Origin of the sequence: Solitalea agri (assembly GCF_023914155.1) — a bacterium.
Taxonomy (GTDB): Bacteria; Bacteroidota; Bacteroidia; order Sphingobacteriales; family Sphingobacteriaceae; genus Solitalea; species Solitalea agri.
Map to the genome: position 1 here is coordinate 529,351 of NZ_JAMWYS010000024.1, position 24,734 is coordinate 554,084.

A 24,734-nucleotide genomic window follows, 5' to 3' on the forward strand; every position below is an offset into this window, starting at 1 on the left:
TTTTTGCTTTTAGCTGCTTATTTCAATTGTACATTTTTAAAATACTTCTGGAAGATACGGAGTGTACGTTCTTTAACTTCTGCGGAAGGAGCTTCTACGCCGGGTAAACCATAATCCATTCCCAGCATTTCCCATTTATGGACACCTAATTTATGATAAGGCAGAATTTCCACCTTTTGAACGCATTTATAATCTGAAAAATGCTTCGCCCATTCTTCTACATATTCGGGCTGATCGCTCCATCCGGGCACCAGCACATAACGTAGCCACATAGGCATCCCAATTTGTTCACAGTAGTTGGCCACCTGAAGCGTTGGCTTATTAGAAACACCGGTAAGTTTACGATGCCATTCTTCATTGATGTGTTTTACATCCAGCAAGATCAGATCAGTATGCGACAACAGTTCTTTCACCTGGTCATCCAGCAACCGCCCATTGGTATCGAGACAGGTGTTAATGCCTTCTTCATGCAAACGTTTAAAGAACGTGATCAATTTAGCGCGCTGCAATAAAGGTTCACCTCCCGAAACCGTAACGCCACCATCGGCTCCAAAATATCCCTTTTGTCGTTTGGCCCTTTCCACCAGCTCATTAATTAACACCTGCTGTCCGCCATTCACATCCAAAGTATCTGCATTCTGACAGTATAAACAACGGAATTGACAGCCTTGAACAAACAGCACCATCCGTATACCTGGCCCATCATGCGTACCAAAGGTTTCCAAAGAATGAATGCGTATAAATTCAGGATCCCTGGCATTTAGCTCTTCCGCCTCTATTTCTTGAAATGGAAAGTACATGTGCTGATAAATGAGTATGGATTGACGAATGTTGAATTATTTAATAACACAGTAATTTAACAATCTTATATCGAATTAAACACTTGTCAATCAAGCAATTTATTTATTCGAAAAACCTTGCGGCAGGACTACAAAAATGTTCTAGTTTGAATGATTATTTGTTTCATAGCTAGCGGTAGTGGTTAAAAGAACTGTAACAGGTTTTTCAAATAGATCCTTCCCAGAAAACACTATTTGAATATTTTTAATCGACTTCAGATCCGCAAGGGTTCCTTCCCTGGTGATCAAAACACAGTTAGGATGCAGTTCAATAAATCTTCTCAAAGAGTCTACATCGGTAAAACGTTTAATCGGGTGGTTTAAATAAAAATTATACCCCGGATTATATTTCTTAAAAGCCACAACCGGCCTGCCAGTCTGAATAAGTCCTAAGCTTTTAACTACCGGATTTTGGCTATATACTTTAGGGTAAATAAAGGAGAAAAAAATAAATGAGGTAAGTATAAATGCCCCTGACATGACGGCTATTCCCATTATTTGGTTCCTCGACCACAACAGACGGGTAATGCAGGCGGATATGGGTAACACCAAAAATGGAATCGCTAAATAAGTGAATCGGGCAAGAGGCGGCTCATTTTTCAAGGCTAAATAAATACCCATTGGCAGGACCAAAGTGATGATCAAATAAACCATCAATGGGATTTGAAATGACCCTTTAGCGATTCCACTTATAACATCAAACAGGTAATTACCGATAAGCAAAGCCATAAAAGGATAAGCTGGCATCGGATAATTAGGAAGCTGGGTATCAGAAACAGTAAAGAACAACCAAAAAGTCAATACTGTTACCACGCTAAACTTAATAAACGGATTAGCCCAGTTACTTATCGATTTTTTTATGATTTGAACAATAAATACCGAAAATGGTAAGAAACCAATCAGAATATAGAGGGTGGTTAAACCAAAGAAACCTCCATGTCCTTCTTTAACATCAGTAAAACGATGCACGTTATGATTGAGCAAAAAACCTTTTACCCAGGCCCCATTAGTTGCTTTATCAACTGCCAAATACCAAGGCAGCGAAATGATAAGCACCACAAACAATCCCAACAAAGGCTTGAAACTCAAAATTCGCTTAAAGCTGAGATCTTTAGTTACAATCAAATAAACGAAAACTATTAAACCGGGCAGCAAAACCGCTAGCGGACCTTTACAAAGAATACCCAGGCCCATAGCAATGTAGGTGAACCATAGAAACTTATTCTTTTCAGTTTGAATAAAGGTAAAAATGGAAAAAAGGCATGCAGAAAGAAGAAAAATCAGGTAAGGATCGGGAACGGCCAATCGCATTTCAAAGGTAAAATGAAGCGATGAAAGCAGCACTAGCACCGCCATAAATGCCTTTTTCTGACCTAAATGCTTTCTAACGAAATAATAAGTAATCAGTAGCGTAAGTAATCCAAAAATGGCGGAGAAAAAACGGGCTGAAAATTCGTTTACGCCAAAAAGTTTGAAGGCAGTCATCATACAATAGTAATGAAACGGAGGTTTATCTGTTCGCAGCTCCTGGTTAAAAGTTGGGACCACCCAATCGCTCCTGTCAAACATTTCACGGGCGCACTGGGCATTCTTCGCTTCATCAAGAATATAAATAGGTGTTTTACCTAAATATGAGAAATACAACAAGACAGCCAACAGCATTATAACAGATGTATACACACCATTTCTGTTAACCGCCATAAAATATTTTGCCCTCATTTATTCAATCTATTACTCTATTACTGCAAATGCAGGTCGTGTTTTAGCTAATTTCAATCATAAGATGAAAAATCATGTAAAGGTGAAAGATAGTATATTGAACCTTTCCACTCGGGGAGTGCTTGTCTACCCTTCTTTCAGTTCCAGCTTTTTCGCATTAAAAACATAATAGCCTCCCAAAAGTGAAACCAAGGCGGTAATCACATAAAACCATAAGCTGATGGTTACCGCGTAATGCATGTCCAGTTTTAAATATTGAGATCCGAAAAGAAAAACCAATTCGCGTGCGCCAAGGCCACCGATTGTAAAGGGCATGATGGCCACCACCGACGAGACCAGGAAAATCATTAAATAATCAACGTAATGCTCATGGATATTTAAAGCTTTTAAAATGCAAACTACACAGATTAGCTGGGCTACCTGAACTAATATTCCTTGAGCGTTAGTACTCCAGAAATAAGGCTTAAACTCCGGAAAGAAGAAATGGTAGACTGCATAGAATGTGGCTAAAGCAATGCCTCCTAACAAAATAATGGCCCACTCCCAATTCCTAAACACAGGTGACATAAGCGCAAGCAGGCAAGTCAACAGTCCTAATGCCATAAGTCCGCTTGCACGATCAAAGAAAACTGCCCAGAAAAGCTTTTTTCCCGAAACGTCAAACTGCTTGTTCAGCCACCATATTTTATAGCCATCACCACCAATTCCACCTGGAAGGAAAAGATTGTAAAACATTCCGAGCCAATACAAACGCAGATTGGCTTTATCAGAAAAATTCAATCCTATTGCCCTGAAAAAGGTATTTAAACGAATCGCTGAACTGATTTTGGAAATAACAAAAAAAGCAAAGGCCACTAGCAACCAGTTTAAATGGGTTGTCTTAAAAGCCTGAACGAGTTCTCTAAGATCTATTTTGCGAAATACCTGCCAAAGGCAAAGTCCACTGATCCCAATTTTAATTAGCAGTTTGACGTACCCCCCTAGTATCTTTTTTTCCATGGATATAAATCGTTCTTATTGATCAGTTTTTGCTGTTATGATTCGAATTAGGTCTGTCTATTAAGCTCGGCAAGAATGCCCAGAGTAATCATTTGTATGCCGCCCAGAAGAATATTATATCCAAAATCAAAGCGGTTTTCCTAAAATATTATGGACAACTAGCTGTACAAACAGCAGATAAAAAATGATCGCTATTCCTAAAGTTAGGCCAATAAATCCTAATCTGCTGAAAAAGCGTACAGTTTTTTGAGGGTTTATATCTGTCGGTCTTCCGTTTCCCTTAAAAGAGTTAGATTCCTCATAAAGAAAGACTTAAAGAAACTTCAAAGCGGAAGAATAAAGAAAAAAACGTAACTTATATACAGGGACTTAAGATCAGGTGATACGCTGGTGTATGACTACTCACTTAAAACCTAAACTTTATGGAAAAAAACGAAACCGAGGCTTCGCAGGCCAAAAATGGAAAAGTTCAACCAGGTAAAAAAGATACATTGATCGAAAACGGACAGATGAACTCAACTGTTTGGGCGGGTAACGTTCCCCTGATCAAACAAGGAACCTATGCAGATGGCCTTCCCTATAATGAATTAAACTATCTGGCATTCAAGCTTATTTTAAAGCCCAACCGTTTTGTTTCGCGCAACTCCCTTTTCGACCTGGTAAAAGTAATGAAGAAACCAGCGGCAGCACTACATTGCAACTTTCAAACCGAAGGGTTTATCAATATGCCGATCAAGATCCGTGAAGTGCTTTTTGTAGATACCCCAGATTTCAAACTTTATAATAATGGATTTATTTTGCGTAGGCGCATTGCTTATGAAGATGGGTTCCCGGCATCAAATCCTGAAATTGTGTTCAAATTCCGCCATCCGGACCTTCAGCAAGCTGCCGAAACTGATGTGCGTCCTTTAATCAGTGGTGATTACAGGGTAAAATTTAAGTGCCAGGCATTACCCCTCAAAGATCATTTGGGAGGAATCCGAATGTTGTATTCGCATAATGTGCAATTCCCCAGATCTAGCGTCACTCACAATGATGTGTTCTCATTCGATACCATATCGGAAATATTCCCAGTTCTGAAACATCTTAAGGAAAATGCAGGTGAAAGAATTCAACTCGTCAACGACATGATCGTTGAAGAAGTATTACAAGACATCGGCATTCTCGATTTGGGTGATGGCATTAAAGCGAAGGTGAACATGGCCATTTGGCGTACAAGAGGTGAACACCGGCCGCTCATTGCCGAACTAGCCTACCAAATCAGGTTCAAAGACCGAAAAGAATTGAAACTCGAAGCCATGCAAAGGGCAGAGCGATATTTTATAATGCTCCAGTATGCAGCAAAGGACTGGATTTCCCTAAATGCTACCAAAACTGGTGTGGTTTACAGGTCCATGGGCAATCCGCCTAATAGCCACGAATAGTCATGACACACCGATCATCGAAGAAAGCCGAAGTGCTGATGAAACAGCTTGGCCTTTCATTTGATCATATTCTTGGCTTGCGATTTGCTATCAATGTGGCTATAGCAACATGTATCGTATGGACCACCTTACGGGCGCTGGAGGATACTAACCCTATCTGGGCGATCGCCTCCATGGTGGCAGCGTCAGACCCCCAGCCGGCCGAAGCTCGCAAAATGTTCAGATCAAGACTGATCAATGTAATGGTTGGCTGCGCTGTGGGATTGTTTTTTCTGCTGATCGGTGGTGCAAAGGAATGGCTGTTGCCGCTTGCGTTGGGTACCACGGTGCTCGTTTCGTCTTATATCGTTCGCATTAAAACCATGTGGCGACAGGCTCCTATCACAGCCGCAGTAGTGATAGCCGAAAGTGTCACACACGGAGAGGCCAGAGTTGGCTTAGAGCAAGGTCTTCATAAAGTGGCTGAGGTTATATTTGGATGTTTGGTAGGGCTTTTGGTGAGCCTGCTTATGTCAAAAGTCTGGATGATTCAACCCTCACCTGAGGCATTAGAACCTTCTTCGAAAGGAAATAAATGAGCCTAATAAGTTAGCCATTTGTTGCCTAGTTCGCTTTATGTTTTAATAATTGTCGAATTGCTGTCAAATGTCCAAATAATACTACTGGAACTATCAACGTCGGCAACCAACTAAACGGGAAATTCAATATCGCAATATTCGGTTGTTCAAAAGCAAATTTTTGTATTGGAGAAGGTGTTGAAAACAATGTATTCACAACAATATTTATTAGCAATCCAAGACAAGCAAAATTCCACAGTAAAATTCCATTTCGTCCGATTTTATGCTTTGTCAAACCGAAATAGGCAATTATCGGCGCTGTAATGCCTGCAAGAATATCAAAGTTCCGACCTTCAAAAGTCATCAGCTCAGGAATTGCTTTGTTGAGGAATAACCAATACAGAACTATCTCAACTGGAACTCTCACAATGTTTAAATACGTCAGGTTTCTTAATGGCAAACTGTCAATAAATGTTCTGCCTTTTGAAGTTGAAAACAATAAAATAATTGTCAGGATTGTTGGCAAAATCCCCAACAACAATATTTTCGGCGGAAAAAAATTGGTGCCCGAATTGTAAACATTGCTTATAGTTAAAACCGTTTGGAATATTAACCAAACTGCCAAACCAATAAAAATCGACAATGCTTTTTTTCGTGTCTGTGCCGAGTTTGAGTTGCTAACTGCCCAAATGAAAAATACTAACGTTGCAATTGTTGTCAGTGCAAAAATCAGCGAAATATATGTTGGTAAATTTTCTATCATTTAGATTTCTGTTCAGGTTTTGCGTTGGGACTTGGCGTTCGGCATGTAACATGTGAATGAGCTGCTGTTATTTTTATCTTATAAACATATCAGTTATTGACCCAACTAACACTACAGCCAATATGAACGTAAGCATACCTAATATGTAAGCAAAAAAAGCTTTTACATAATTGATAATTGTACTCTTTCCATAAAATTGTCCAATTGCCCAAGTCATATAAACAAATCCAACTACACCAGAAATCTGCATAACATTAATATGTATCAAGCTTTGAACAATGCCGAAAACTGAATAAATCAACATTCCTATTCCCATTATGAAGCAGAGTAAAATTAAAATTTCAAAAAAATTGAATTGAAATTTTCTGAAGAACAGTTTTATCCATAAAGCAATAAAAGCGCTCATAATTATATTGCCATAACCATAATGTCCCTGCACCCATTTAAACAGTATTGTGGTCGTTGATTGTTGACTATCTAAATATTTAATATAACCATCTTCAAAGTGGAAATAATGGTTACATAAGGTGTAAATTAAGGAAGTTACAATTATGAAAATTATTGGTTTTACAAGCCGACTTCTGTTTTCTATTAGGTAATTTCTAACGTTCTGCCCTGGATTTAAAATAAGCTCTCTAATGGTATATAAAATTCCACGTTCAAAATGTAAGACGTGTTCAATTTCGTGAATTATGTAATGTGCATCAATTCTTTTAAGCTGGGCTGGTTGTCCGCAGTTTGGACAATATTTTGAAGCTACTGCGGTATTACAGTTATTGCAATTCTCTGTCATTTTGGTTATTTCAAATTTCGATGTTTTAACAATGCTTCCAATTCTTTAATTCGGATATTTTTAGGATCATTAATCATTCTATGAACAAAATACAAAGGAATAAGCATTAAAAATCCAAAAGTGCTTTTGAAAATACTGTACAATACAATACCCAATAGAAAGCCAATAAATAAAGCATTAGTAAGAGAAAATGATTTCATTTTCTTTGCTTCATCTAATAGTTCCTGGTCTGTTAACTGTGAAAGTCCTTTGTTTTCCATTTATCGTAGTTCTTTAGTAGTGAGATGAAGCAATTGTTACCTGAAGTACCTTTATATTTTTTATCACTTTAAAAAGAAGATAAACAAAACAAGATTAATACTTCAAAAGAGTTAAGATTAACAAAGGCGTTTTTATAAAAGTATATAAATTTCATAACCAAACAAACTTGCTTCAGGTCTTTCGTCTGGATGATTTCGATATGTAAATTCTTATTGAGATTTAATTCTTCCAGCAGTGCCGATAGATCATGTTTCTCTTTTTCAGGCGGCACAAAAGCAGGGGCATTTAATTTAGTGGCAAAATCCTGAAACAGTATTTTAATAGCTTCCAGTCTCCATTTTGACCCCAAGACTAAAACTACATTACCTCCCCCTTTCAATTTCTCCTTTAAAAATTACTAGTCCGCCAATGGAAGAAAAAACAGAGGTCCCTTCTTTAGCAAAATATCTACGCCTTTATGAGTTCCTGATTTTCCCCAGGGGTAAAACCAATACGATTTTGAGTTAAAGCTCTTCTTGTCAGCCTTATCAACTGGGTTGACTAAGTTCTGAGGAAGTACAAGTCAGGTTGGTTTTAATTTACGGAAATAGTTTAATAATAAACTATATATTTCCATAAAATAATAATTTGGTCCATATTTTAATTTCTTTAATTTAAAATAGTATATTTATATCCTAATTTAGTTTCTCATTTAGTATTCTAAGAAAAATGGATTTTCATTTATTAAAAGATATCATTGATTTAATGTGGGAATTTGAAAACTCAAATTCCAAATCGAACCTATTTTCTAATGATTTAAGTGGGTTTAAGCAATGGGTAATTTTTAATTCTTCTAAATCAGAGACCACCGTTGAACCCGACTGGGAGGGTAAGGAAAATGGTCGAAGTCCTGAAAGTGTAATCAGTACTTTCATCGTCCACATGAATCGCTATGCCAAAAATTATTCTAAGTCTGCTATTTATGGTTCGGATTTTTCTACGCAGGAAGATTTTATTTATCTCATCAATCTAAAAGCTTTTGGTGAGATGACAAAAATGGAGTTGATAAAAAGGAACATTCAAGATAAACCCGTTGGAATGCAAATTATCAATCGCTTGATTTCACAAGATTGGGTGCAGCAGAATGATTCAGAAACGGACAAACGAAGCAAAGTAATTAACATAACATCAAAAGGTTTAGAAGCACTTGACAAACAAATGGGCAAAATTCGTCAAGCAACCAATATTGTTTCAGGTGATTTGTCCCACATTGAAAAAATGGAACTCATCCGATTGCTTAAGAAACTCAATGATTTTCACCATCCGATCTATTGCCAAAATTTAGAACCTGAGGAACTGTTGAATGAAGCATTGAAAACAAGATTAACAATAGTAAAATGAGAAGAAAAATAGCCTTAATAGGTTCAGGATTTTCAGGCATGTCTGCTGCTGCTTATGCTGCCAAACATGGTTATGAAGTTCACGTATTTGAAAAGCATAATCAACCAGGTGGCAGAGCCAGGCAATTTACTACTGAAAAAGGATATGTTTTTGATATGGGGCCAAGTTGGTATTGGATGCCGGATATAATAGAAGGTTTCTTTACTGATTTTGGTTATAAAACTTCCGATTTTTTTGATTTGGTTTCTCTCAATCCACAATTCGAAATGATTTTTAATGATGAGAAAATTGCCATTCCTAAATCTTACGAAGATTTAAAAAATCTATTTAATGAATTGGAGGTAGGTGCTGGAGAGAAGTTTGATGAATTTATGAACGCGGCTCAGTTTAAGTACCAAGTGGGTATGAAGGAGTTTATAAATAAACCTTGTCACAGCTGGAAAGAGTTTTTGTCACCAAAAATTGCAAAGAGTGCGTTAAAACTTGATTTGCTCACTAATTTCAGAAGCTACGTTGCCAAATATTTTGATAATCCAAAATTGAGAGTTTTAATGGAATTTCCCGTTATTTTTCTCGGTGCTTCACCTAAAAACATACCAGCACTATATAGTTTAATGAATTACGGAGGCTATGCTCTGGGAACTCATTATCCAATGGGCGGATTTTATCAATTGGTTTTAGCAATGCAAAAGGTTGCAGAATCACAGGGAGCCACATTTCATTTTAATAAGACAATAGAAAAAATAAATACCAAAAAGGGAAAGGTTACTTCTTTACTTATTAATGGAGAAAATCATTTTTTTGATTTTGTCATCGCTTCGTCTGATTATCATCATACAGAAACTTTATTAGACGAAAATTTGAAAAACTATACCAAAGAATATTGGAAGAATAAAACGTTTGCGCCTTCATGTTTGATTTACTACTTAGGTTTCAAGGAAAAAATAGCAAACCTCAAACACCATACTTTATTTTTTGAAAATGACTTAGATGAGCATATTGATGCGATATATAACCATAGGAAATGGCCTGAAAACCCATTGTTTTATGCCTGTTGTCCTTCTAAGACTGATTCAAGTGTAGCGCCTTCAAATTGTGAAAATATTTTCCTGTTAATGCCTTTAGCTAATGACATTAAAGACAATGAAGAATTACGAGAAAAGTATCTAAACATAATGATTGGCCGCATTGAGAAACTAACTAAAATAGAAAATTTGCTCTCAAAGATTGAATATAAAAGGAGTTACTGCGTTTCAGATTTCGTTCAAGATTACAACGCTTATGGAGGCAATGCTTATGGACTTGCCAACACGCTTTCACAAACTGCAGTATTGAAACCCAAAATCAGGAATAAAAAAATAAGCAATCTTTTTTATACAGGTCAACTTACTGTACCTGGGCCTGGGGTTCCCCCTTCAATCATTTCAGGAAAAATTGTAGCTAATGAACTTCATAAACTAAAAACAAAATACGATGAAGAAAAGTGTTGATGTATGGGTCTGAAGGAAATCAGCTAAGAGCTTTATCCTGATTCATAAATGCATTTCTAAATAATTAACAGTTACTAATAACATAAAATTAAAAATCATGAAAAATGGATTCGTGTTTTCAAAATTTAGCGTAGCAAACTTTGCATCGTTTGTACTGTTATTTCTTTTTATATCTTGTAATGATAATAAAGATGATAATGCTACTCCCAATCCGACAGGTACAATAACAAATGTTGTATCTACTAATAACAACTTTTCACTTTTAAAATCCGCTGTTGTTAAGGCCGGTTTAGCCGAAACCCTTGGCGATGCAGGGCCTTATACAGTTTTTGCACCTGATGATAATGCCTTCAATTCTTCGGGCATAACAAGTAGTGTTATTGCAAGTATTCCTGCTGATCAACTTAAAAACATATTGCTTTATCATACTCTGGGCTCAAAGGTAGCGGCTGCAGATGTTCCAGCCGGACCTAATGCAGAAGTGAGCGCTGTTAACGGCGAAACCTTATATCTTACTAAAAACAACAAGGGAGTTTTTGTAAATGGCTGGAAAGTCACCACAGCAGATATTAGCGCAAGCAATGGAATTATCCATTCAATTGAACATGTGTTAACCCCTCCGTCAGGCAACTTGGTTGAAACGGCTCAGAGCAATAGTAATTTAACCTATCTAGTGGCGGCAGTACAACGTGCAAGTCAGGGTAATACAAATGTATTACAGGTTTTATCTTCTGCAGGCCCTTATACTGTATTTGCACCTACAAATCAGGCCTTTATTGATGCAGGTTTCCCTACAGTTGCTTCTATTCAAGCTGCAGATCCCAATACGTTGGCAGCTATATTAACTTATCATGTTTTGTCTGCAAGAGCCTTTTCATCAGATTTAATTGATGGCCAAAATTTAACAACTCTTAACGGAGCTACTATTAAAATTGGACTTGGCAGTCAAGCAACTGTAAAAGGAAATAGCAATACTGCAGCTGCAAATATTAGTGCGGTAAATATTATGGCTACCAATGGAGTAGTACATGTGATTGACAAGGTATTGCTGCCATAACATAATGAAAGTTAATCGGAGCAAAAAATAATAATGATTTGTGAATTGAAAATGCGAAAAAAATAGACTATGAAAAAACTATTCGATGAGTTGTCTTTCCAAGTAAGTAAAAGCACTACAGAAAAATACAGTACAAGTTTTTCTTTAGGAGTATTAGCTTTAAAGCCCTCCATTCGTCAGGCTATTTATGCCATTTACGGATATGTTCGCTTAGCAGATGAGATTGTGGATAGTTTTCATGATTATGACAAAAAAACACTGTTAAACAGATTAAAAACTGAAACAGATCAGGCATTAACAGAAGGAATTTCGCTTAATCCAATTTTACAATCTTTTCAAGAAACGGTTCATAAGTATAGGATTGATAAGATACTCATTGACCAATTTCTTCATAGTATGGAAATGGATTTGAACAGAATTGATTACAATTCGGATTTGTATAATGAATACATATACGGTTCGGCAGAGGTTGTGGGTTTAATGTGTTTACAAGTCTTTACAGAAGGTAAGAACGAAGAGTATGAAAAGCTAAAACCTTATGCAAAGAAGTTGGGTTCTGCGTTTCAAAAGGTAAATTTCTTACGAGACTTAAAAGATGATTATCAAATTCTGGGTCGCACTTATTTTCCGAATATACAGATGAATTTATTTGATAGTTGTGTTAAATGTGAGATTGAAAAAGAAATTGAAAAAGAATTTAAGGAAGCTTTTGTTGGAATCAAAATGCTGCCAAATTCATCAAAATTTGGAGTGTATTTAGCTTATAAATATTATCTATCGTTATTTAAAAAAATAAAATCAACTTCTGCGGAAGATATATTACAGAACCGTATTCGCATACCGAATATTCAAAAATTTTCTGTAATGATTGGTAGCTATATCCAATATAAAACAGCGATGTTATGATCAGATTTGTTCTGCTAATTAGTTTTTGCTTATTGTGCTCTTTTAAAACTATTGATCTCGATTATATCAGAAATAATTATGAAAAATCAGTAAGCGAAAAAAAAACATGTGAAATAATGATTAAGGCATTGGAGCAAAGTACATTGAATAATGTTCAACTAGCATATCTAGGGGCCTTACAAACCATTTGGGCAAATCACACAATTAACCCCTTAACTAAGTTAAGCACATTTAAAAAAGGAAAAACCAATATTGATAAAGCCATAAAAAACGAAAACGACAATATTGAAATACACTTTATACGGTTATCGGTGCAGAAAAATTGTCCTAATTTTTTAGGATATAATAAAAATATACTTGAAGATGAGCGCTATTTAAGAGAGCACATTGAAAACGTACAATCTGAACACGTAAAAATGATGATCAATAATATTTTAAAGAAATAGAATGAAATTTCAACTATACAGGGAGCAACAACAAAGTTGTGATATACAAACAGCTTGGAAGTTTTTCTCCAACCCGTTCAATCTTTCAAAAATAACTCCAAGGGATATGGGGTTTGTTGTATTGTCTGAATTTGTTGATGAAGAAATTTATGAAGGAATGGAAATTGATTATACTGTTTCCCCGTTTTTGGGCATTTCGTTGAAATGGAAAACCCGCATTACACAAGTTGAATTTCAAAAGAGTTTTACGGATTTTCAAGAAAAGGGTCCTTATAAATATTGGAATCATCACCACGAATTTATTCCAAATGAAAAGGGGGTTTTTATGAAAGATACAGTTGACTATGAACTACCTTTTGGATTTTTAGGCACCCTGGGGCACCAAGTTTTAGTTAAAAATAAATTAGAAAAAATCTTCAACTATCGATTTAATGTTTTAGAAAAATTCTTCAAGGAGGCAAAACAGGAATTATGAATTTTATACTAATATTAGGTGTTTTTATACTTATGGAAGGAGCCACCTGGCTGATACATAAATACGTAATGCACGGATTTTTGTGGAGGTTGCACAAAGATCATCACGATCACTCCAATGAAGGTTTCTTTGAGAAAAACGACTATTTCTTTGTGATATTCGCTTTGCCTACGATAGCGCTAATGTATTTTGGTTCGCTCCACCACTTTAATTATTTGTTTTTTGCAGGATTAGGAATAATGCTTTACGGAATGGCTTACTTTTTCGTACACGATATTTTTATTCACCAAAGAGTTAAGTTTTTGAGCCATACCACAAACCCCTACTTTTTAGCGCTACGCAGGGCGCACAAGCAACATCACAAACACATTGGTAAAGAACAAGGGGAATGCTTCGGCTTTTTGTATGTACCATCAAAATATATTAAGAGTTATTCTAAAAATGAAGCGAAAGAGGCAAAAAAAGATGATTACCATCAAATAAATCCCACTCCATGAAAATTCTGCTTACAGGAACTTCGGGTTATATAGGAAAAAGATTGCTTATCCATTTGTTGAAAGAAAATCATCATATCGTTTGTTCGGTTAGAGACAAGAATCGGTTCAGCTCAAAAATTTATGATGAAGCTAAGAGAAACATTACTATAATAGAAAATGACTTTTTGCAGCTAAATACATTAGACAATATTCCCGAGGATATAGATGCGGCGTATTTTCTTATACATTCTATGGCATCTGATGATGGGGACTTTGCGGAAAAAGAAAAATTGGCTGCACAGAATTTCCGATCAGCCATTGAAAAAACCGAATGCAAGCAGGTAATATTTTTAACAGGTATCATCAACGAAAACAAATTATCCAAACACCTTGAGTCTCGCAAACAGGTAGAAGCGACGTTGCAATCTCACAAATACGCCTTGACAGTATTGAGAGCCGGCATTATCGTTGGTTCAGGTAGTGCTTCATTTGAAATTATCAGAGATCTGGTAGAGAAATTACCTGTAATGATTGCCCCTGTTTGGGTAAAAACAAAATGCCAGCCAATAGGAATCAGAAATGTTATTGAATTTTTGTCAGGTGTGCTGCTCAAAAGAACCGTTTTCAATCGTAATTTTGATATAGCCGGGACCGAAGTACTTACTTATAAAGAAATGTTGTTGCAGTATGCTGAAGTACGACACTTGAAAAGATTCATTATCACGGTGCCATTTTTCAGTCCTCATATTTCCTCCTACTGGCTATATTTTATTACTTCTACTTCATTTTCCTTGGCAAAAAATCTGGTTAATAGTATGAAAGTTAAGGTGATTGCCAATAAAAATAACCTGGCAGAAGATTTACAGATTACGCTAAATACCTATAAAGAAAATATTGGTTTTGCCTTTGACAAGATAAAGCAAAATGAAGTAATGTCTTCCTGGTATGATACATTTTCCAGCAATCTTCATCAGCGTAATGTTTGGCAATACCTGGAAGTGCCTGATGAAGGCTGTTTCAAATATAAAAACGAAATGAAAATTATAGACCATGAAACTACGCTTAATCGAATATTTGAAATTGGCGGGGAAAATGGCTGGTATTATGCAAATACTTTATGGAGGATAAGAGGCTATTTAGACCGATTGGTTGGAGGTGTAGGATTGCGAAGGGGCCGAAGAAATGCAACTGAATTGGAGCCGGGAGACAGTCTTGATTTTTGGCGAGTTCTTTATGCAAATCGGACGGAGAAAAGACTTTTGCTTTTTGCCGAGATGAAACTCCCCGGTGAAGCATGGTTAGAGTTTAAAATTCAGGATGATAAACTTTACCAAGAAGCTACTTTCAGACCTGTTGGCCTTTGGGGGAGGTTTTACTGGTATTTAGTGTACCCCTTTCATGGACTGATTTTTGGCGGGTTGATTAGAAATTTAGTTAGAGCATAAAACTAATTGATACAGACGTAAAGCTTATGGATGACTGGCAACTCAAAATGAACTAAATTAAATGAAACCATTTACGTATTTATTAATTAACTTTTTCACGGTCATCATTTGTTTTATAGCATCATTCGATAAAAGAATTCAATTCTATAAGTATTTTGGGGCTTTTGTAAAAGCTGCTATTGTTGTGGCTATCCCTTTTATTGCTTGGGATATTTGGTTTACCAAACATAGTGTTTGGTGGTTCAACTCAGCATACACAATCGGGATAACTATTGCAGGATTGCCAATTGAAGAATGTCTTTTTTTTATTTGCATCCCCTTTTCTTGTGTATTTACTTATTTCTGTTTTAATAAATTTGTTAAAATAAATTGGGCAGATGCATTTAATACTATTATTGTATTTATAAGTGTAATTGTTTGTGTTGTTATGGCCTTATTGCACCACAATAAGATTTACACCCTTGTTACAGCAGTAGTAACCACCCTTACCTTAATTTATTTACATTTTATTGCCCGTGTAAGCTGGATTGGAAAGGCTTCTGTGGTGTTTTTTATTTTAATGTTAGGTTTTTTACCCGTTAATGGTGTGCTTACCGGTACAGGGTTGGAATCACCAATTGTGAATTACAATCCAGATGAGTTTTTAGGCATAAGAATACTTACTATTCCTATTGAAGATGCGGTTTATGGTTATTCGCAGTTTTTGTTGGTGGTTTACTTTTTTAAAATGTTTCAAAATAAGCCTTGTGAAATCAATGAATAAAATATTTATCAGCGTTACTTTAATTATTGGAATTGGTATTTTATTTAATTCCTGTACTTCCATCCCTCCGAAAGCACGGCCGGTTGAAAATTTTGATGTTAACCGTTATTTGGGAACCTGGTACGAAATTGCCCGGTTTGATTTTCGATTTGAAAAAGATTTAAATAATACTTCTGCCCACTATACTTTAGATAAAAAGGGAAATGTGATTGTGTTGAATAGTGGTTTTAATTTTAAAAAGGATAAATGGACAAAAGCAGAGGGCGTAGCAAAATTCCGAGGAGATAAGTCGGTTGCAGCACTTAAAGTAAGCTTTTTCGGCCCGTTTTATTCGGGTTACAATGTGGTGGCATTGGATGAAAATTATCAATATGCGTTAATTGCCGGCAGAAATTTGGATTACCTATGGATTCTATCTCGAGAAAAATCCATTCCCCAAGAGGTAAAAACAAAATACCTGAAAATTGCAAAGGAAATTGGCTACGACACTTCTAGACTCATTTGGGTGAAACATGATAAAAACTCCAATCCGTATATAAGTGAAAATTAAGATTGTACAATTTTGGACTTCACCAATATTGAATTAAAAATTAACGACTCAAAATCAAGTAGTTACACTGGAAATCCGGATGATATTTTTAAATCACTTTTTAAGAACAAGCGGTGTTTTGCAATCAATGTATTAGTTCTTATCAAATCGATTCATAAATTTCTTTGAGTTGATGGGTATGCCTTTGCACATGATAAAGGGCAAACATCAGCCATTCATACCGGGTGAAAAATCCAAACCTTGGAAATTCATAGCCCAAACAAACTTGCTTAAGGTCTTTCGTCTGGATGATTTCGATATGTAAATTCTTATTGCGATTTAATTCTTCCAGCAGTGCCGATAGATCATGCTTCTCCTTTTCAGGCAACACAAAAGCAGGAGCATTTAATTTAGTGGCAAAATCCAGAAACAGTATTTTAACAGCTTCCACATGTTGGTCATAGGGCCTGCCGGGTTCCTTTGTTGATTCATCAGGAACTCCCTTGGTGGCTTTGATAATGTGTTCGGCCACTTGTCCAGCCGACCAACCACCATAAGCAGGCTGTTTATCGATATTATTTGAATCAAATCTGTTAAGCTGTTTGGCAAAAGCATCAAAGGTTTGCTCAAATTGCACCAACAAGGCGGTATTAATTTCAAGTATTTCCATGTCTTTATTAGTTGATGATCAAATTTAACCCAACCATTAAAAAGATGAAATGGGTAATAATGACATACTTAGGGGCTGTTTAAGACAATAGCTCCAAGGCCGATTTTACACTCCAGGGCTTTTATGCCCTCAGTTGAACCAAGGCTTCGACTTGGCTCAGCCTGACATTAACCACACGTTCACCTGAACTAAGGCTTCGACTTCGCTCAGCCTGACGTTAATCACACGTCACCCTGAGCGTAGCCGAAGGGTTATAACTAGGCCGACCATCAGTACCAAATTTGGTGTTAATCCTTTAAAACTTTTAACCTTAATCCTGAATTAAGTTTTTAAATTTAACCAACCCTCAAACCTTAATACTGCCAATGGACCCAATTCCTTCTGTTCAGCTGCTTTCTATACTCGATAACGACTTTTATAAATTCACCATGCAGTATGCGGTGGTAAAGTTGTTTCCACATGCCAAAGCCCGGTATCAGTTTATCAACCGTGGGAAACATGAATTTCCCGGAGGTTTTGACCAAGCCTTAAGACAAGCTGTTGACGCCATGGCCGAACTTCAGTTGAGTAAAGAAGAAAAGAGCTTTCTGAAAACCAATTGCCCCTACCTCGATCCGGCATACCTCGACTTTTTACAAGGCTACCGATACGATCCATCGGAAGTAACTATTATACAATCTGCAACCAATCTCGAAATTCATATTGAAGGTTATTGGTACCGGACCATTCTATGGGAGGTGCCTCTTCTATCGTTGGTGAGTGAGCTTTTCTACAAGTTGAACGGCTTAAAGCGTGTTTCGGATGAAGAAGTAATGGCCATTACCAAAGAAAAGATTGACAACTACAATCAGCTGGGCGTTACCGTTGCTGATTTTGGCACCCGCCGCAGACACTCCTACCAGGTGCAGCGCCTGGTGATTGAAACTTTACGGAAAAATGAGGGCAAAAGCTTTATTGGCACCAGCAATGTGCATATGGCTATGCTCTATAAAACCAAACCCATTGGCACCCATGCACACGAATGGTTTATGTTTCATGCAGCACGCTATGGTTTTAAGATGGCCAATTCATTAGGACTTGAACACTGGGCCGATGTTTACCGGGGTGATCTGGGCATTGCCCTTTCGGATACCTATACAACCGAAGTCTTTTTTGAGCAGTTTGATAAAAAGTTTGCAAAGCTGTTTGACGGTGTTCGGCATGATAGTGGCGACCCGATTGAGTTCGCCGACAAAACCATTCAGCATTATCAAAAGCTGGGCATCAACCCTCTTTATAAAACCATTATTTTCTCTGATGCTTTGAACTACGAAAAGGTAGTTGCCATTGCGGAGCATTGCAAAAACAAGATCGGCGTTTCTTTCGGCATAGGCACTAATCTCACCAACGATGTGGGCCTAAAACCAATGAACATCGTTATTAAACTGACAGAAGCAATGCCGCAAAATAAAACATGGACGCCTGTGGTTAAACTCTCTGACGAAAGAGGGAAATATACGGGCGAGCCACAAATGATCGAGCTGGCAAAAACAATTTTAGTTATAAAAGATTAAGTATCAATTACACACTTTGTGCTTGTTTAGAAGAAAGGATGAATCGTCTTTTAGCTATAATCATTAATACAGGGATCATCAAAGGCACAAACACGCCAAATTTTGGTGCAAACAAATAGACCAAGCCCATGCAGAAGAACCCAACTGTAACGATCCCTGCCCTTGTAAGAAAATATTGAGCAAATTCAGGCTGGATACCTTCGCTAAGCTTATGTTTAGGATTACTTATATAGCGCCATAAGAGCATATTCATTAAACTTAAGAAGCAAACATTGGTAACATAAATTATAAGTGGAGCTTTTAGTAGTTTAAAAATGTAGGCACTGTAAAAACCTGAACTAAATGGCATAAGAACTACTGCCAATAAAAAGAACAGATTTAACCAAAGCAGTTTTTGATCATAATTAACTACAAAACCAAAAATTCGATGATGGATCGTCCAATATAACCCGATAAGAAAGAAACTTACTAAAAAGCCAATAATTCGAGGGAGAAGTTCTACCAAGCTTTCAAATAACTTGTGATCAGTTAGCTCGTTCAATGAAATTTCAGGAATTTTAAGTTCGATTACCAAGAGAGTGATTGCAATGGCAAATACCGCATCACTAAAAAGTATCATGCGCTCTAACTGAAATTCTTTCTTTAGTTCGTTATGTAAAGGGTTATTCATGGTGAATGTTTGACTTGAATTACTATAACCTAAAAGTAATTTTTTTACCAATAAGTTAATAAAACTGCCGAAAGATATTTGTCAGCTGTAAGTTTTTTCATCACTTTTGGGCAACAATCAGTATACATGCAAAAAGGGCCAATTGGAGTTTTTGACTCGGGATATGGAGGTTTAACCGTACTTAAAGAAGTAGTAAGACAACTTCCTGAATATGATTATTTATACCTTGGCGATAATGCCAGGGCTCCTTATGGTACCCGCTCTTTTGAGACCGTTTATCACTATACACTTGAATGTGTAAATCATTTATTCAGCATGGGTTGCTCGCTAATTGTGTTGGCTTGTAATACAGCTTCGGCTAAAGCATTACGCAGCATTCAGCAGAATGATTTACCTAAAATGAATGGCGACAAACGCGTTTTAGGCGTTATCAGACCAACCGCCGAAATCATTGGAAAATATACCCGCTCAAAAGAAGTGGGCATTTTGGGAACAGCCGGAACTGTTGCCTCGAAATCATACCCAATTGAAATTCAAAAGTTTTATCCTGAAGTAAATGTGTACCAGGAAGCTTGTCCGATGTGGGTTCCACTGGTTGAAAACGACGAATACGACAGCGCCGGAGCAGATTATTTTGTAAAACAACATATCGACCGTTTGCTGAACAATTCTAGTGAGATCGATACCATTGTGTTGGGTTGCACGCATTATCCACTCTTATCGGGTAAAATTTTAAAACAGCTACCCTCAAATATCAAATTGCTTTCGCAAGGTGAAATTGTGGCCCATAGCTTAGCTGATTATTTGAAACGTCATCCCGAAATTGAAGAGAAATGTAGCAAAGAAGGCAGCCGCCGTTTCTTAACCACTGATTCTACAGAAATTTTTGACACCCATGCAAGCCGCTTTTTTGGCAAGCCGGTAAAATCAGAATTACTGGTATTGTAATAATTAATTTCGTCCCAGTAAATGAAATATACATGCACCCGGGGTGCATGTAAAAACTAGTTAGCACCAATTATTAAAATGATTCGGCAATTACTATCAATATCTACTTTATTTTTAATTGGCTTGCTGGTTTCATGCTCTAATTCTACAGACTCAAAAACACCCAAAAGTGTTGTGGTCGACACAACTAAATCGCAAAGACCTCCGAAAAACTTCTATGGAGACTTAAACTTTGTTGTCGACTCCACAGGTCAAATCTATTATCATGAAAAAAAATGTCGCCTGTTTGCATGTGGTGATGGGGCTAACATTGGCAAACCTCAATTTATCGGCTTGCGTCCAGAAGACTTGAAAATTATAAGCCTTGACACATTAGATTCATTTATTAAATCAAAATCGCAAGGAATCGATATGTCAAAGTTCAAAGCAGTTGCCCAATATGTTCGAGACTCAATCAGCAAAGAATTGGTAGCGATTGAAGTATCACTCTTTAAAAATGAAAAACGACTTTATGAGATTGACAAAATCACAGAAGAGACCAAATATGTATTGGATGCTAAGAGGAAGAAAACTAAATATGACCCATCAAAAATAAAATGGTCAGACGACTTTTATTTAAAGCCCATATTCAAAAAATAATAACTGGCTGACAATTAAACGCGGTTATCTTCGCGCCGAACGGCAAGCCCAAAACGTTATGAAGCCATTTGTTTCCATATTGACATTTATTTTGACACTTCCTTTGTTGAGTTATCAGCACAAGGTTGACAAAACCTTTGACCTAGACGATGAAAAGTATTTAAACTTCATTGCAGCAGTTCAAAACAGTTCAACATTTAGCTACTTCACAGTTATTAAAGTGAAAAACCTTAATACAGGTGTGATAAAGGAAATTTGTACAAAAGGAGATTTTGTTTTAGGCGCTTTGCATATTGAATTGAAAGCGGACTATGACAAAAAAAGTGCGCAAACGGTCTTAGGTTTTGCAAAAAGCCAAAAGAACAGATATTTTGAATTCAAGAATAACAAGGCACTTGACAATATTTCATTTTTCGATTACAATACAAACCTCGTCACCAAAATTCAGACAAAATATAATTTTGACAAGGCAATTGAATATATTAAAAAGACCAAAGACTTTTCAATTTGGCTTTCTGATGACGAAATGAAGGCGTTTGCCCATGTTCTTTTCAATAAGGGTTATTTGACTGGTGAAAATAATTGTAGAGGAGGCACACTAGAATATGTTGACAGAACAAAATAAAAGCTACACATAACACACGCTATGCCGCAAATGCGGGGGAGGTGCAACTTGCAAATTTCACTACCTTAAATTACTTTCGTCACGCTGGACAATGGAACGGAACTTTCTTCGCACCTGCGTCAAGCACCAAAACGTCAGTTGCTACTGTAAAAGCATTAAACCAACTTATTTACAATATGAAAGAGTGGAAAGGACTAATTTTCGGAATATCTTACGGACTTCTGGCAAGAGGGGTATTCGCAATTGACAGCCAGTACTTTCATACCAATGGACTCATGACATTATCATTTTTATTCATTGTCCCTTTTGTAATTGGTTTTATAACAGCTTACTATAATAGAGAGGCCAGTTATGCAGGTAAAATTGTAGCCATTTCGATGCCTTTATTTTCAATTATTGGCGTAGTATTCATTTCTCTTTTCTTTGGCATGGAGGGCATCATTTGTGTTTTAATGGCTTTGCCAATATTTGCGCTCATGGCTTTGACTGGTGGATTTTTTGGAATGATCTTGTTTAAACGCCGCAAAAACAAGGCTATGGTTTCGTTTATTATGTTTATTCCATTCGTAATTGCTCCAATAGAACACTACTTTGGGTTAAATGAAAAGATATTTACTGAGCATACTACCATATTAATAAATTCATCAAAAGATAGAGTTTGGCAAAACATAACTAGGGTTAAAGAAATATCAGAACCCGAGAATAACATTTCATTATTTCAAATTTTGGGTTTCCCAAGACCTATTAAAGCCGAACTTGATACTATTGCCGTTGGAGGTGTTCGTAAAGCAATTTTTGCCAAAGGACTTTTCTTTACTGAAACAGTGACTAAAGTAATTCCTAACAAAAATTTAACTTTTACGATTGAGGCTGACCCAAATTCAATCCCTCCTACTGCACTTGATGAACATGTAATGGTTGGCGGAAAGTATTTCGATGTCATGGAAGGTAAATATGAAATTGAAGAAATAACGAACAATAAAATTGCCTTACATCTGACTTCAAAGTTCAGACTCTCTACTAACTTTAATTTTTACAGTGGACTCTGGAGTAAGTTAATTATGCGAGATATTCAAAAGAATATATTGAACATAATAAAGGTTAGATCCGAGTCGAAACAAAACAGCAACAGCTAACCCACTTACCAAAAGCGCTGCAGAAATGCAACTTTAAACTAAAAACCTAATTAATAAATTACATCACAGCGGAGAATGACGTAGGTATTTTCACCGCGCCATCGGCAAGCTGGAACGTTAGCGGTAATTTTTGATCAATCAACACATGAAACTAAACTTTCTTTTTATTTTACTGATTTTGCTTTATTGTACGAAAAAACAAACTGAAGACAAAAACAAACCTATAACGATTACAAAGACAAGTACTACTAAAAAAAACGGTTCAATTGACACATTAAATCCCAACACAGAAATTTTGGAAACGTTTACCGACAGTTCGAAGATTGGCGATAAAGGGAAATGTAAGATTGAATTAATAAAACATAGAGTTTTTGACAACACCTATGTAATAGTTAAGTTCTATACCAAGGGGCCTAAATATTGGTATATTCAAAACACTTACTTATATGAGTGTGATGCGTTGATGGGTTTAGCCCCAAACATATCAGACTTTAATAATGACAAATTGAATGACATCACTTTCATTTCAGCGACTGCAGCGCGAGGATCAAATGAAGTTAGACGACTTTTCATATACGATGACTACGAAAAAAAACTGATTTCAATTGTGAACTCTCAAGACTATCCCAATATGCTTTACAACAAAGAGCTTGATTGTCTTGACGCATTTATGATTCACGGAGGCAGTTCAACTGTTTTTGCAAGAATTAAAGGAGACAGTTTAAAAGAATTCGCAAGTGTTCATAATGACAACTACAGAACAGTGCATGAAATTGATAAATTTGGAATTGAACGATTATTAAGAAAAGACACGATTATAAACCCTGAAAATATCTATATCCGATATATTAATTACAAACCATTAAAAGAGTATAAGGAATAAAAACTACCGCTAACAGATGCGCCGCAAACGCGGTGGACGTACAATTTTGAACTGAAAACTTAATTAATAAATTACATCACAGCGGAGAATGTCGTAGGTATTTTCACCGCGCCTTCGGCAAGCTGAAACGTTATGCGATAATGACAATGCCTCCAAAAACCATCATGTTAACTCTTTTTGTCCTTACCCTTGCTGGTTGCGGGAGGATAGATAATAATTGGAAATTAAAAGCGAAGATTAAAGAAATTACTATCAAAGCCGATCAAGCAAAGAACCCTGTTTATAAGTTTCGTTTGGATAGTCTGACTGATTTTCCATGGAATGAGGCTTACTTTTTTTCAGGAAACTCTGGAGGTATTGGGTTAGATTATATAAGCAAGAACATAGGTGCACAGTGGGATGGACCAGATCTAGACGATGGAGAACTCAGGCTGATATTTGTAAATGACCACGTAGTCGTGTCATACGTTGACTTCGACTTAAATGATCGTATTTGGTTTTTAAGTTGTGATTCTTCACCTCAAATTGACCAAAATTATTTTACACATATCAAAAAGAATACCTCTAATCAATTTATCACTTATTTACATTGCGATAGTACTAACAAAATAAGAATGTTTGTTCCGAAACATTGTTCCGAAATATTTAAGGATAGAACCGATTGTAAGTAAGCATCTGCCGCAAACGCTGAGACGTTATGAAAAAAATTTTCATTGCTTTAAATTCCATCTTCTTTTTAACAAACTGTAATTACATGCAGGAAAATTGTAGCTGTAAAAACGAGTGTAAAGGAGAGATCATTTCTAAATATCAAGATGAGAAAGTTCAAGCGGTAATAATTAGAGAAGACAACGGTGCATTTGGATATTCAGGCAATCTAAAAATTTGTAATAGGCAAAATTCATTACAAGAAGAAATTGGCTTAAGAGCAGAAGACTACTTACCTAGAATTGATAGCATTAAAGGGCTTAATGTATTTATTTCTTATGACTTCCCGCTTTCTGCTCGTGATAGAAGAATCGAATTTAATGATGTAGTGTTAGGCGATGCTTTAATTAATAAAGAACAATTAGAATATAAATATTACTTTACAAAACAATAATAACTGCCTAAAACAGGCTACCGTCAGCGCGGTTGACGTGCAACTTTGTTCTTTCAACCTAATTAATAACTTTACGCACGGTGGGTCAAGATGAAGGTATTTTCACCGCGCCTAGGGAATTCTATGGTTATTCCAAATTTTTAAGCTCCTTTTTTAACGTAAGTCCTTTCTCTTTTTACAACTGAA

General features: G+C 36.4%; 28 protein-coding genes. 20 read left to right on the forward strand and 8 right to left on the reverse strand.

The features are described 5' to 3' along the window. Positions 1 to 17 precede the first annotated feature (17 nt). The 3 genes from pflA to NF867_RS07025 all read right to left on the reverse strand — a co-directional run bounded on the left by pflA (position 18) and on the right by NF867_RS07025 (position 3,557). On the reverse strand, positions 18 to 800 hold the full coding sequence (gene pflA / locus NF867_RS07015; RefSeq protein WP_252587089.1) for a pyruvate formate-lyase-activating protein: 783 nt from the start codon (positions 798 to 800) through the stop codon (positions 18 to 20). A gap of 141 nt (positions 801 to 941) precedes the next feature. Next, positions 942 to 2,558 carry an ArnT family glycosyltransferase gene (locus NF867_RS07020; RefSeq protein WP_252587090.1) on the reverse strand — a complete coding sequence of 539 codons (1,617 nt, stop codon included), beginning with the start codon at positions 2,556 to 2,558 and terminating at the stop codon, positions 942 to 944. A 126-nt stretch (positions 2,559 to 2,684) separates the two neighbouring features. Next, complete coding sequence (locus NF867_RS07025; protein ID WP_252587091.1) at positions 2,685 to 3,557, reverse strand: lysylphosphatidylglycerol synthase transmembrane domain-containing protein; 873 nt, start codon at positions 3,555 to 3,557, stop codon at positions 2,685 to 2,687. A gap of 422 nt (positions 3,558 to 3,979) precedes the next feature. On the opposite strand from NF867_RS07025, the gene NF867_RS07030 reads away from it, so the two are divergent. Continuing rightward, on the forward strand, positions 3,980 to 4,981 hold the full coding sequence (locus NF867_RS07030) for a hypothetical protein (RefSeq protein WP_252587092.1): 1,002 nt from the start codon (positions 3,980 to 3,982) through the stop codon (positions 4,979 to 4,981). Between the two features lie 38 nt (positions 4,982 to 5,019). Beyond that, positions 5,020 to 5,559 (forward strand): FUSC family protein, encoded by a 540-nt coding sequence (locus tag NF867_RS07035; protein ID WP_256471372.1) that lies wholly within the window; start codon positions 5,020 to 5,022, stop codon positions 5,557 to 5,559. A 25-nt stretch (positions 5,560 to 5,584) separates the two neighbouring features. Here NF867_RS07035 and NF867_RS07040 read toward each other — a convergent pair whose 3' ends face one another. The 3 genes from NF867_RS07040 to NF867_RS07050 all read right to left on the reverse strand — a co-directional run bounded on the left by NF867_RS07040 (position 5,585) and on the right by NF867_RS07050 (position 7,354). Then, positions 5,585 to 6,301, reverse strand: coding sequence for a hypothetical protein (locus NF867_RS07040; RefSeq protein WP_252587094.1), 717 nt, complete (start codon positions 6,299 to 6,301; stop codon positions 5,585 to 5,587). A gap of 73 nt (positions 6,302 to 6,374) precedes the next feature. Further along, the gene (locus tag NF867_RS07045; protein WP_252587095.1) at positions 6,375 to 7,094 is read right to left on the reverse strand and encodes a DUF3667 domain-containing protein; all 720 of its coding nucleotides are present in this window, start codon (positions 7,092 to 7,094) and stop codon (positions 6,375 to 6,377) included. Positions 7,095 to 7,099: 5 nt separating this feature from the next. After that, the gene (locus NF867_RS07050) at positions 7,100 to 7,354 is read right to left on the reverse strand and encodes a hypothetical protein (RefSeq protein WP_252587096.1); all 255 of its coding nucleotides are present in this window, start codon (positions 7,352 to 7,354) and stop codon (positions 7,100 to 7,102) included. 709 nt (positions 7,355 to 8,063) lie between these two features. Between NF867_RS07050 and NF867_RS07055 the strand changes: the two genes are divergently transcribed. From NF867_RS07055 to NF867_RS07100, 10 genes are all read left to right on the forward strand, one after another. Continuing rightward, on the forward strand, positions 8,064 to 8,735 hold the full coding sequence (locus NF867_RS07055; RefSeq protein ID WP_252587097.1) for a MarR family winged helix-turn-helix transcriptional regulator: 672 nt from the start codon (positions 8,064 to 8,066) through the stop codon (positions 8,733 to 8,735). Continuing rightward, on the forward strand, positions 8,732 to 10,225 hold the full coding sequence (locus NF867_RS07060) for a phytoene desaturase family protein (RefSeq protein ID WP_252587098.1): 1,494 nt from the start codon (positions 8,732 to 8,734) through the stop codon (positions 10,223 to 10,225). The genes NF867_RS07055 and NF867_RS07060 overlap by 4 nt, the downstream gene beginning before the upstream one ends. Positions 10,226 to 10,322: 97 nt before the next feature. Next, on the forward strand, positions 10,323 to 11,282 hold the full coding sequence (locus NF867_RS07065; protein WP_252587099.1) for a fasciclin domain-containing protein: 960 nt from the start codon (positions 10,323 to 10,325) through the stop codon (positions 11,280 to 11,282). Between the two features lie 69 nt (positions 11,283 to 11,351). Beyond that, on the forward strand, positions 11,352 to 12,188 hold the full coding sequence (locus tag NF867_RS07070; RefSeq protein WP_252587100.1) for a phytoene/squalene synthase family protein: 837 nt from the start codon (positions 11,352 to 11,354) through the stop codon (positions 12,186 to 12,188). Then, positions 12,185 to 12,634, forward strand: coding sequence for a hypothetical protein (locus tag NF867_RS07075; RefSeq protein ID WP_252587101.1), 450 nt, complete (start codon positions 12,185 to 12,187; stop codon positions 12,632 to 12,634). The genes NF867_RS07070 and NF867_RS07075 overlap by 4 nt, the downstream gene beginning before the upstream one ends. 106 nt (positions 12,635 to 12,740) lie before the next feature. After that, positions 12,741 to 13,109 carry an SRPBCC family protein gene (locus tag NF867_RS07080; RefSeq protein ID WP_252587102.1) on the forward strand — a complete coding sequence of 123 codons (369 nt, stop codon included), beginning with the start codon at positions 12,741 to 12,743 and terminating at the stop codon, positions 13,107 to 13,109. Beyond that, positions 13,106 to 13,606 (forward strand): sterol desaturase family protein, encoded by a 501-nt coding sequence (locus NF867_RS07085; RefSeq protein ID WP_252587103.1) that lies wholly within the window; start codon positions 13,106 to 13,108, stop codon positions 13,604 to 13,606. The genes NF867_RS07080 and NF867_RS07085 overlap by 4 nt, the downstream gene beginning before the upstream one ends. Further along, complete coding sequence (locus tag NF867_RS07090; RefSeq protein ID WP_252587104.1) at positions 13,603 to 15,030, forward strand: SDR family oxidoreductase; 1,428 nt, start codon at positions 13,603 to 13,605, stop codon at positions 15,028 to 15,030. Before NF867_RS07085 ends, NF867_RS07090 begins: the two co-directional genes overlap by 4 nt. A 61-nt stretch (positions 15,031 to 15,091) precedes the next feature. Continuing rightward, the gene (locus NF867_RS07095; protein WP_252587105.1) at positions 15,092 to 15,793 is read left to right on the forward strand and encodes a lycopene cyclase domain-containing protein; all 702 of its coding nucleotides are present in this window, start codon (positions 15,092 to 15,094) and stop codon (positions 15,791 to 15,793) included. Continuing rightward, positions 15,786 to 16,343, forward strand: a complete 558-nt coding sequence (locus tag NF867_RS07100) for a lipocalin family protein (protein ID WP_252587106.1) — start codon at positions 15,786 to 15,788, stop codon at positions 16,341 to 16,343. Before NF867_RS07095 ends, NF867_RS07100 begins: the two co-directional genes overlap by 8 nt. Positions 16,344 to 16,485: 142 nt before the next feature. On the opposite strand, the gene NF867_RS07105 is transcribed toward NF867_RS07100, so the two are convergent. Beyond that, positions 16,486 to 16,992, reverse strand: a complete 507-nt coding sequence (locus NF867_RS07105) for a DinB family protein (RefSeq protein ID WP_252587107.1) — start codon at positions 16,990 to 16,992, stop codon at positions 16,486 to 16,488. 365 nt (positions 16,993 to 17,357) lie between these two features. Here NF867_RS07105 and pncB point away from each other — a divergent pair, with 365 nt between their 5' ends. After that, on the forward strand, positions 17,358 to 18,545 hold the full coding sequence (gene pncB / locus NF867_RS07110) for a nicotinate phosphoribosyltransferase (RefSeq protein WP_252587108.1): 1,188 nt from the start codon (positions 17,358 to 17,360) through the stop codon (positions 18,543 to 18,545). 7 nt (positions 18,546 to 18,552) lie between these two features. On the opposite strand, the gene NF867_RS07115 is transcribed toward pncB, so the two are convergent. After that, entirely contained in the window at positions 18,553 to 19,215 is a 663-nt protein-coding gene (locus NF867_RS07115) for a TMEM175 family protein (protein WP_252587109.1), read from the reverse strand. 126 nt (positions 19,216 to 19,341) lie between these two features. Here NF867_RS07115 and murI point away from each other — a divergent pair, with 126 nt between their 5' ends. The 7 genes from murI (at position 19,342) to NF867_RS07150 (ending at position 24,548) form a co-directional block, all read left to right on the forward strand. Continuing rightward, complete coding sequence (gene murI / locus NF867_RS07120) at positions 19,342 to 20,163, forward strand: glutamate racemase (protein ID WP_252587127.1); 822 nt, start codon at positions 19,342 to 19,344, stop codon at positions 20,161 to 20,163. A gap of 78 nt (positions 20,164 to 20,241) precedes the next feature. Next, entirely contained in the window at positions 20,242 to 20,802 is a 561-nt protein-coding gene (locus tag NF867_RS07125) for a hypothetical protein (RefSeq protein WP_252587110.1), read from the forward strand. A gap of 58 nt (positions 20,803 to 20,860) precedes the next feature. Beyond that, positions 20,861 to 21,427: a hypothetical protein gene (locus tag NF867_RS07130; RefSeq protein ID WP_252587111.1), complete on the forward strand. Its 567-nt coding sequence runs from the start codon at positions 20,861 to 20,863 to the stop codon at positions 21,425 to 21,427. Positions 21,428 to 21,468: 41 nt separating this feature from the next. After that, positions 21,469 to 22,563, forward strand: coding sequence for a hypothetical protein (locus NF867_RS07135; RefSeq protein WP_252587112.1), 1,095 nt, complete (start codon positions 21,469 to 21,471; stop codon positions 22,561 to 22,563). A 145-nt stretch (positions 22,564 to 22,708) separates the two neighbouring features. Beyond that, positions 22,709 to 23,446: a hypothetical protein gene (locus tag NF867_RS07140; RefSeq protein WP_252587113.1), complete on the forward strand. Its 738-nt coding sequence runs from the start codon at positions 22,709 to 22,711 to the stop codon at positions 23,444 to 23,446. A 164-nt stretch (positions 23,447 to 23,610) separates the two neighbouring features. Then, positions 23,611 to 24,117, forward strand: coding sequence for a hypothetical protein (locus NF867_RS07145; RefSeq protein ID WP_252587114.1), 507 nt, complete (start codon positions 23,611 to 23,613; stop codon positions 24,115 to 24,117). 26 nt (positions 24,118 to 24,143) lie between these two features. Further along, complete coding sequence (locus NF867_RS07150; RefSeq protein ID WP_252587115.1) at positions 24,144 to 24,548, forward strand: hypothetical protein; 405 nt, start codon at positions 24,144 to 24,146, stop codon at positions 24,546 to 24,548. The last annotated feature ends 186 nt before the right edge of the window (positions 24,549 to 24,734 follow it).

Excerpts from the sequence above, each read along its gene's own strand:
- pflA (WP_252587089.1), bottom strand. The coding sequence starts at position 800 with ATGTACTTTCCATTTCAAGAAATAGAGGCGGAAGAGCTAAATGCCAGG.
- NF867_RS07020 (WP_252587090.1), bottom strand. The coding sequence starts at position 2,558 with ATGAGGGCAAAATATTTTATGGCGGTTAACAGAAATGGTGTGTATACA.
- NF867_RS07025 (WP_252587091.1), bottom strand. The coding sequence starts at position 3,557 with ATGGAAAAAAAGATACTAGGGGGGTACGTCAAACTGCTAATTAAAATT.
- NF867_RS07030 (WP_252587092.1), top strand. The coding sequence starts at position 3,980 with ATGGAAAAAAACGAAACCGAGGCTTCGCAGGCCAAAAATGGAAAAGTT.
- NF867_RS07035 (WP_256471372.1), top strand. The coding sequence starts at position 5,020 with ATGAAACAGCTTGGCCTTTCATTTGATCATATTCTTGGCTTGCGATTT.
- NF867_RS07040 (WP_252587094.1), bottom strand. The coding sequence starts at position 6,301 with ATGATAGAAAATTTACCAACATATATTTCGCTGATTTTTGCACTGACA.
- NF867_RS07045 (WP_252587095.1), bottom strand. The coding sequence starts at position 7,094 with ATGACAGAGAATTGCAATAACTGTAATACCGCAGTAGCTTCAAAATAT.
- NF867_RS07050 (WP_252587096.1), bottom strand. The coding sequence starts at position 7,354 with ATGGAAAACAAAGGACTTTCACAGTTAACAGACCAGGAACTATTAGAT.
- NF867_RS07055 (WP_252587097.1), top strand. The coding sequence starts at position 8,064 with ATGGATTTTCATTTATTAAAAGATATCATTGATTTAATGTGGGAATTT.
- NF867_RS07060 (WP_252587098.1), top strand. The coding sequence starts at position 8,732 with ATGAGAAGAAAAATAGCCTTAATAGGTTCAGGATTTTCAGGCATGTCT.
- NF867_RS07065 (WP_252587099.1), top strand. The coding sequence starts at position 10,323 with ATGAAAAATGGATTCGTGTTTTCAAAATTTAGCGTAGCAAACTTTGCA.
- NF867_RS07070 (WP_252587100.1), top strand. The coding sequence starts at position 11,352 with ATGAAAAAACTATTCGATGAGTTGTCTTTCCAAGTAAGTAAAAGCACT.
- NF867_RS07075 (WP_252587101.1), top strand. The coding sequence starts at position 12,185 with ATGATCAGATTTGTTCTGCTAATTAGTTTTTGCTTATTGTGCTCTTTT.
- NF867_RS07080 (WP_252587102.1), top strand. The coding sequence starts at position 12,741 with ATGGGGTTTGTTGTATTGTCTGAATTTGTTGATGAAGAAATTTATGAA.
- NF867_RS07085 (WP_252587103.1), top strand. The coding sequence starts at position 13,106 with ATGAATTTTATACTAATATTAGGTGTTTTTATACTTATGGAAGGAGCC.
- NF867_RS07090 (WP_252587104.1), top strand. The coding sequence starts at position 13,603 with ATGAAAATTCTGCTTACAGGAACTTCGGGTTATATAGGAAAAAGATTG.
- NF867_RS07095 (WP_252587105.1), top strand. The coding sequence starts at position 15,092 with ATGAAACCATTTACGTATTTATTAATTAACTTTTTCACGGTCATCATT.
- NF867_RS07100 (WP_252587106.1), top strand. The coding sequence starts at position 15,786 with ATGAATAAAATATTTATCAGCGTTACTTTAATTATTGGAATTGGTATT.
- NF867_RS07105 (WP_252587107.1), bottom strand. The coding sequence starts at position 16,992 with ATGGAAATACTTGAAATTAATACCGCCTTGTTGGTGCAATTTGAGCAA.
- pncB (WP_252587108.1), top strand. The coding sequence starts at position 17,358 with ATGGACCCAATTCCTTCTGTTCAGCTGCTTTCTATACTCGATAACGAC.
- NF867_RS07115 (WP_252587109.1), bottom strand. The coding sequence starts at position 19,215 with ATGAATAACCCTTTACATAACGAACTAAAGAAAGAATTTCAGTTAGAG.
- murI (WP_252587127.1), top strand. The coding sequence starts at position 19,342 with ATGCAAAAAGGGCCAATTGGAGTTTTTGACTCGGGATATGGAGGTTTA.
- NF867_RS07125 (WP_252587110.1), top strand. The coding sequence starts at position 20,242 with ATGATTCGGCAATTACTATCAATATCTACTTTATTTTTAATTGGCTTG.
- NF867_RS07130 (WP_252587111.1), top strand. The coding sequence starts at position 20,861 with ATGAAGCCATTTGTTTCCATATTGACATTTATTTTGACACTTCCTTTG.
- NF867_RS07140 (WP_252587113.1), top strand. The coding sequence starts at position 22,709 with ATGAAACTAAACTTTCTTTTTATTTTACTGATTTTGCTTTATTGTACG.
- NF867_RS07145 (WP_252587114.1), top strand. The coding sequence starts at position 23,611 with ATGTTAACTCTTTTTGTCCTTACCCTTGCTGGTTGCGGGAGGATAGAT.
- NF867_RS07150 (WP_252587115.1), top strand. The coding sequence starts at position 24,144 with ATGAAAAAAATTTTCATTGCTTTAAATTCCATCTTCTTTTTAACAAAC.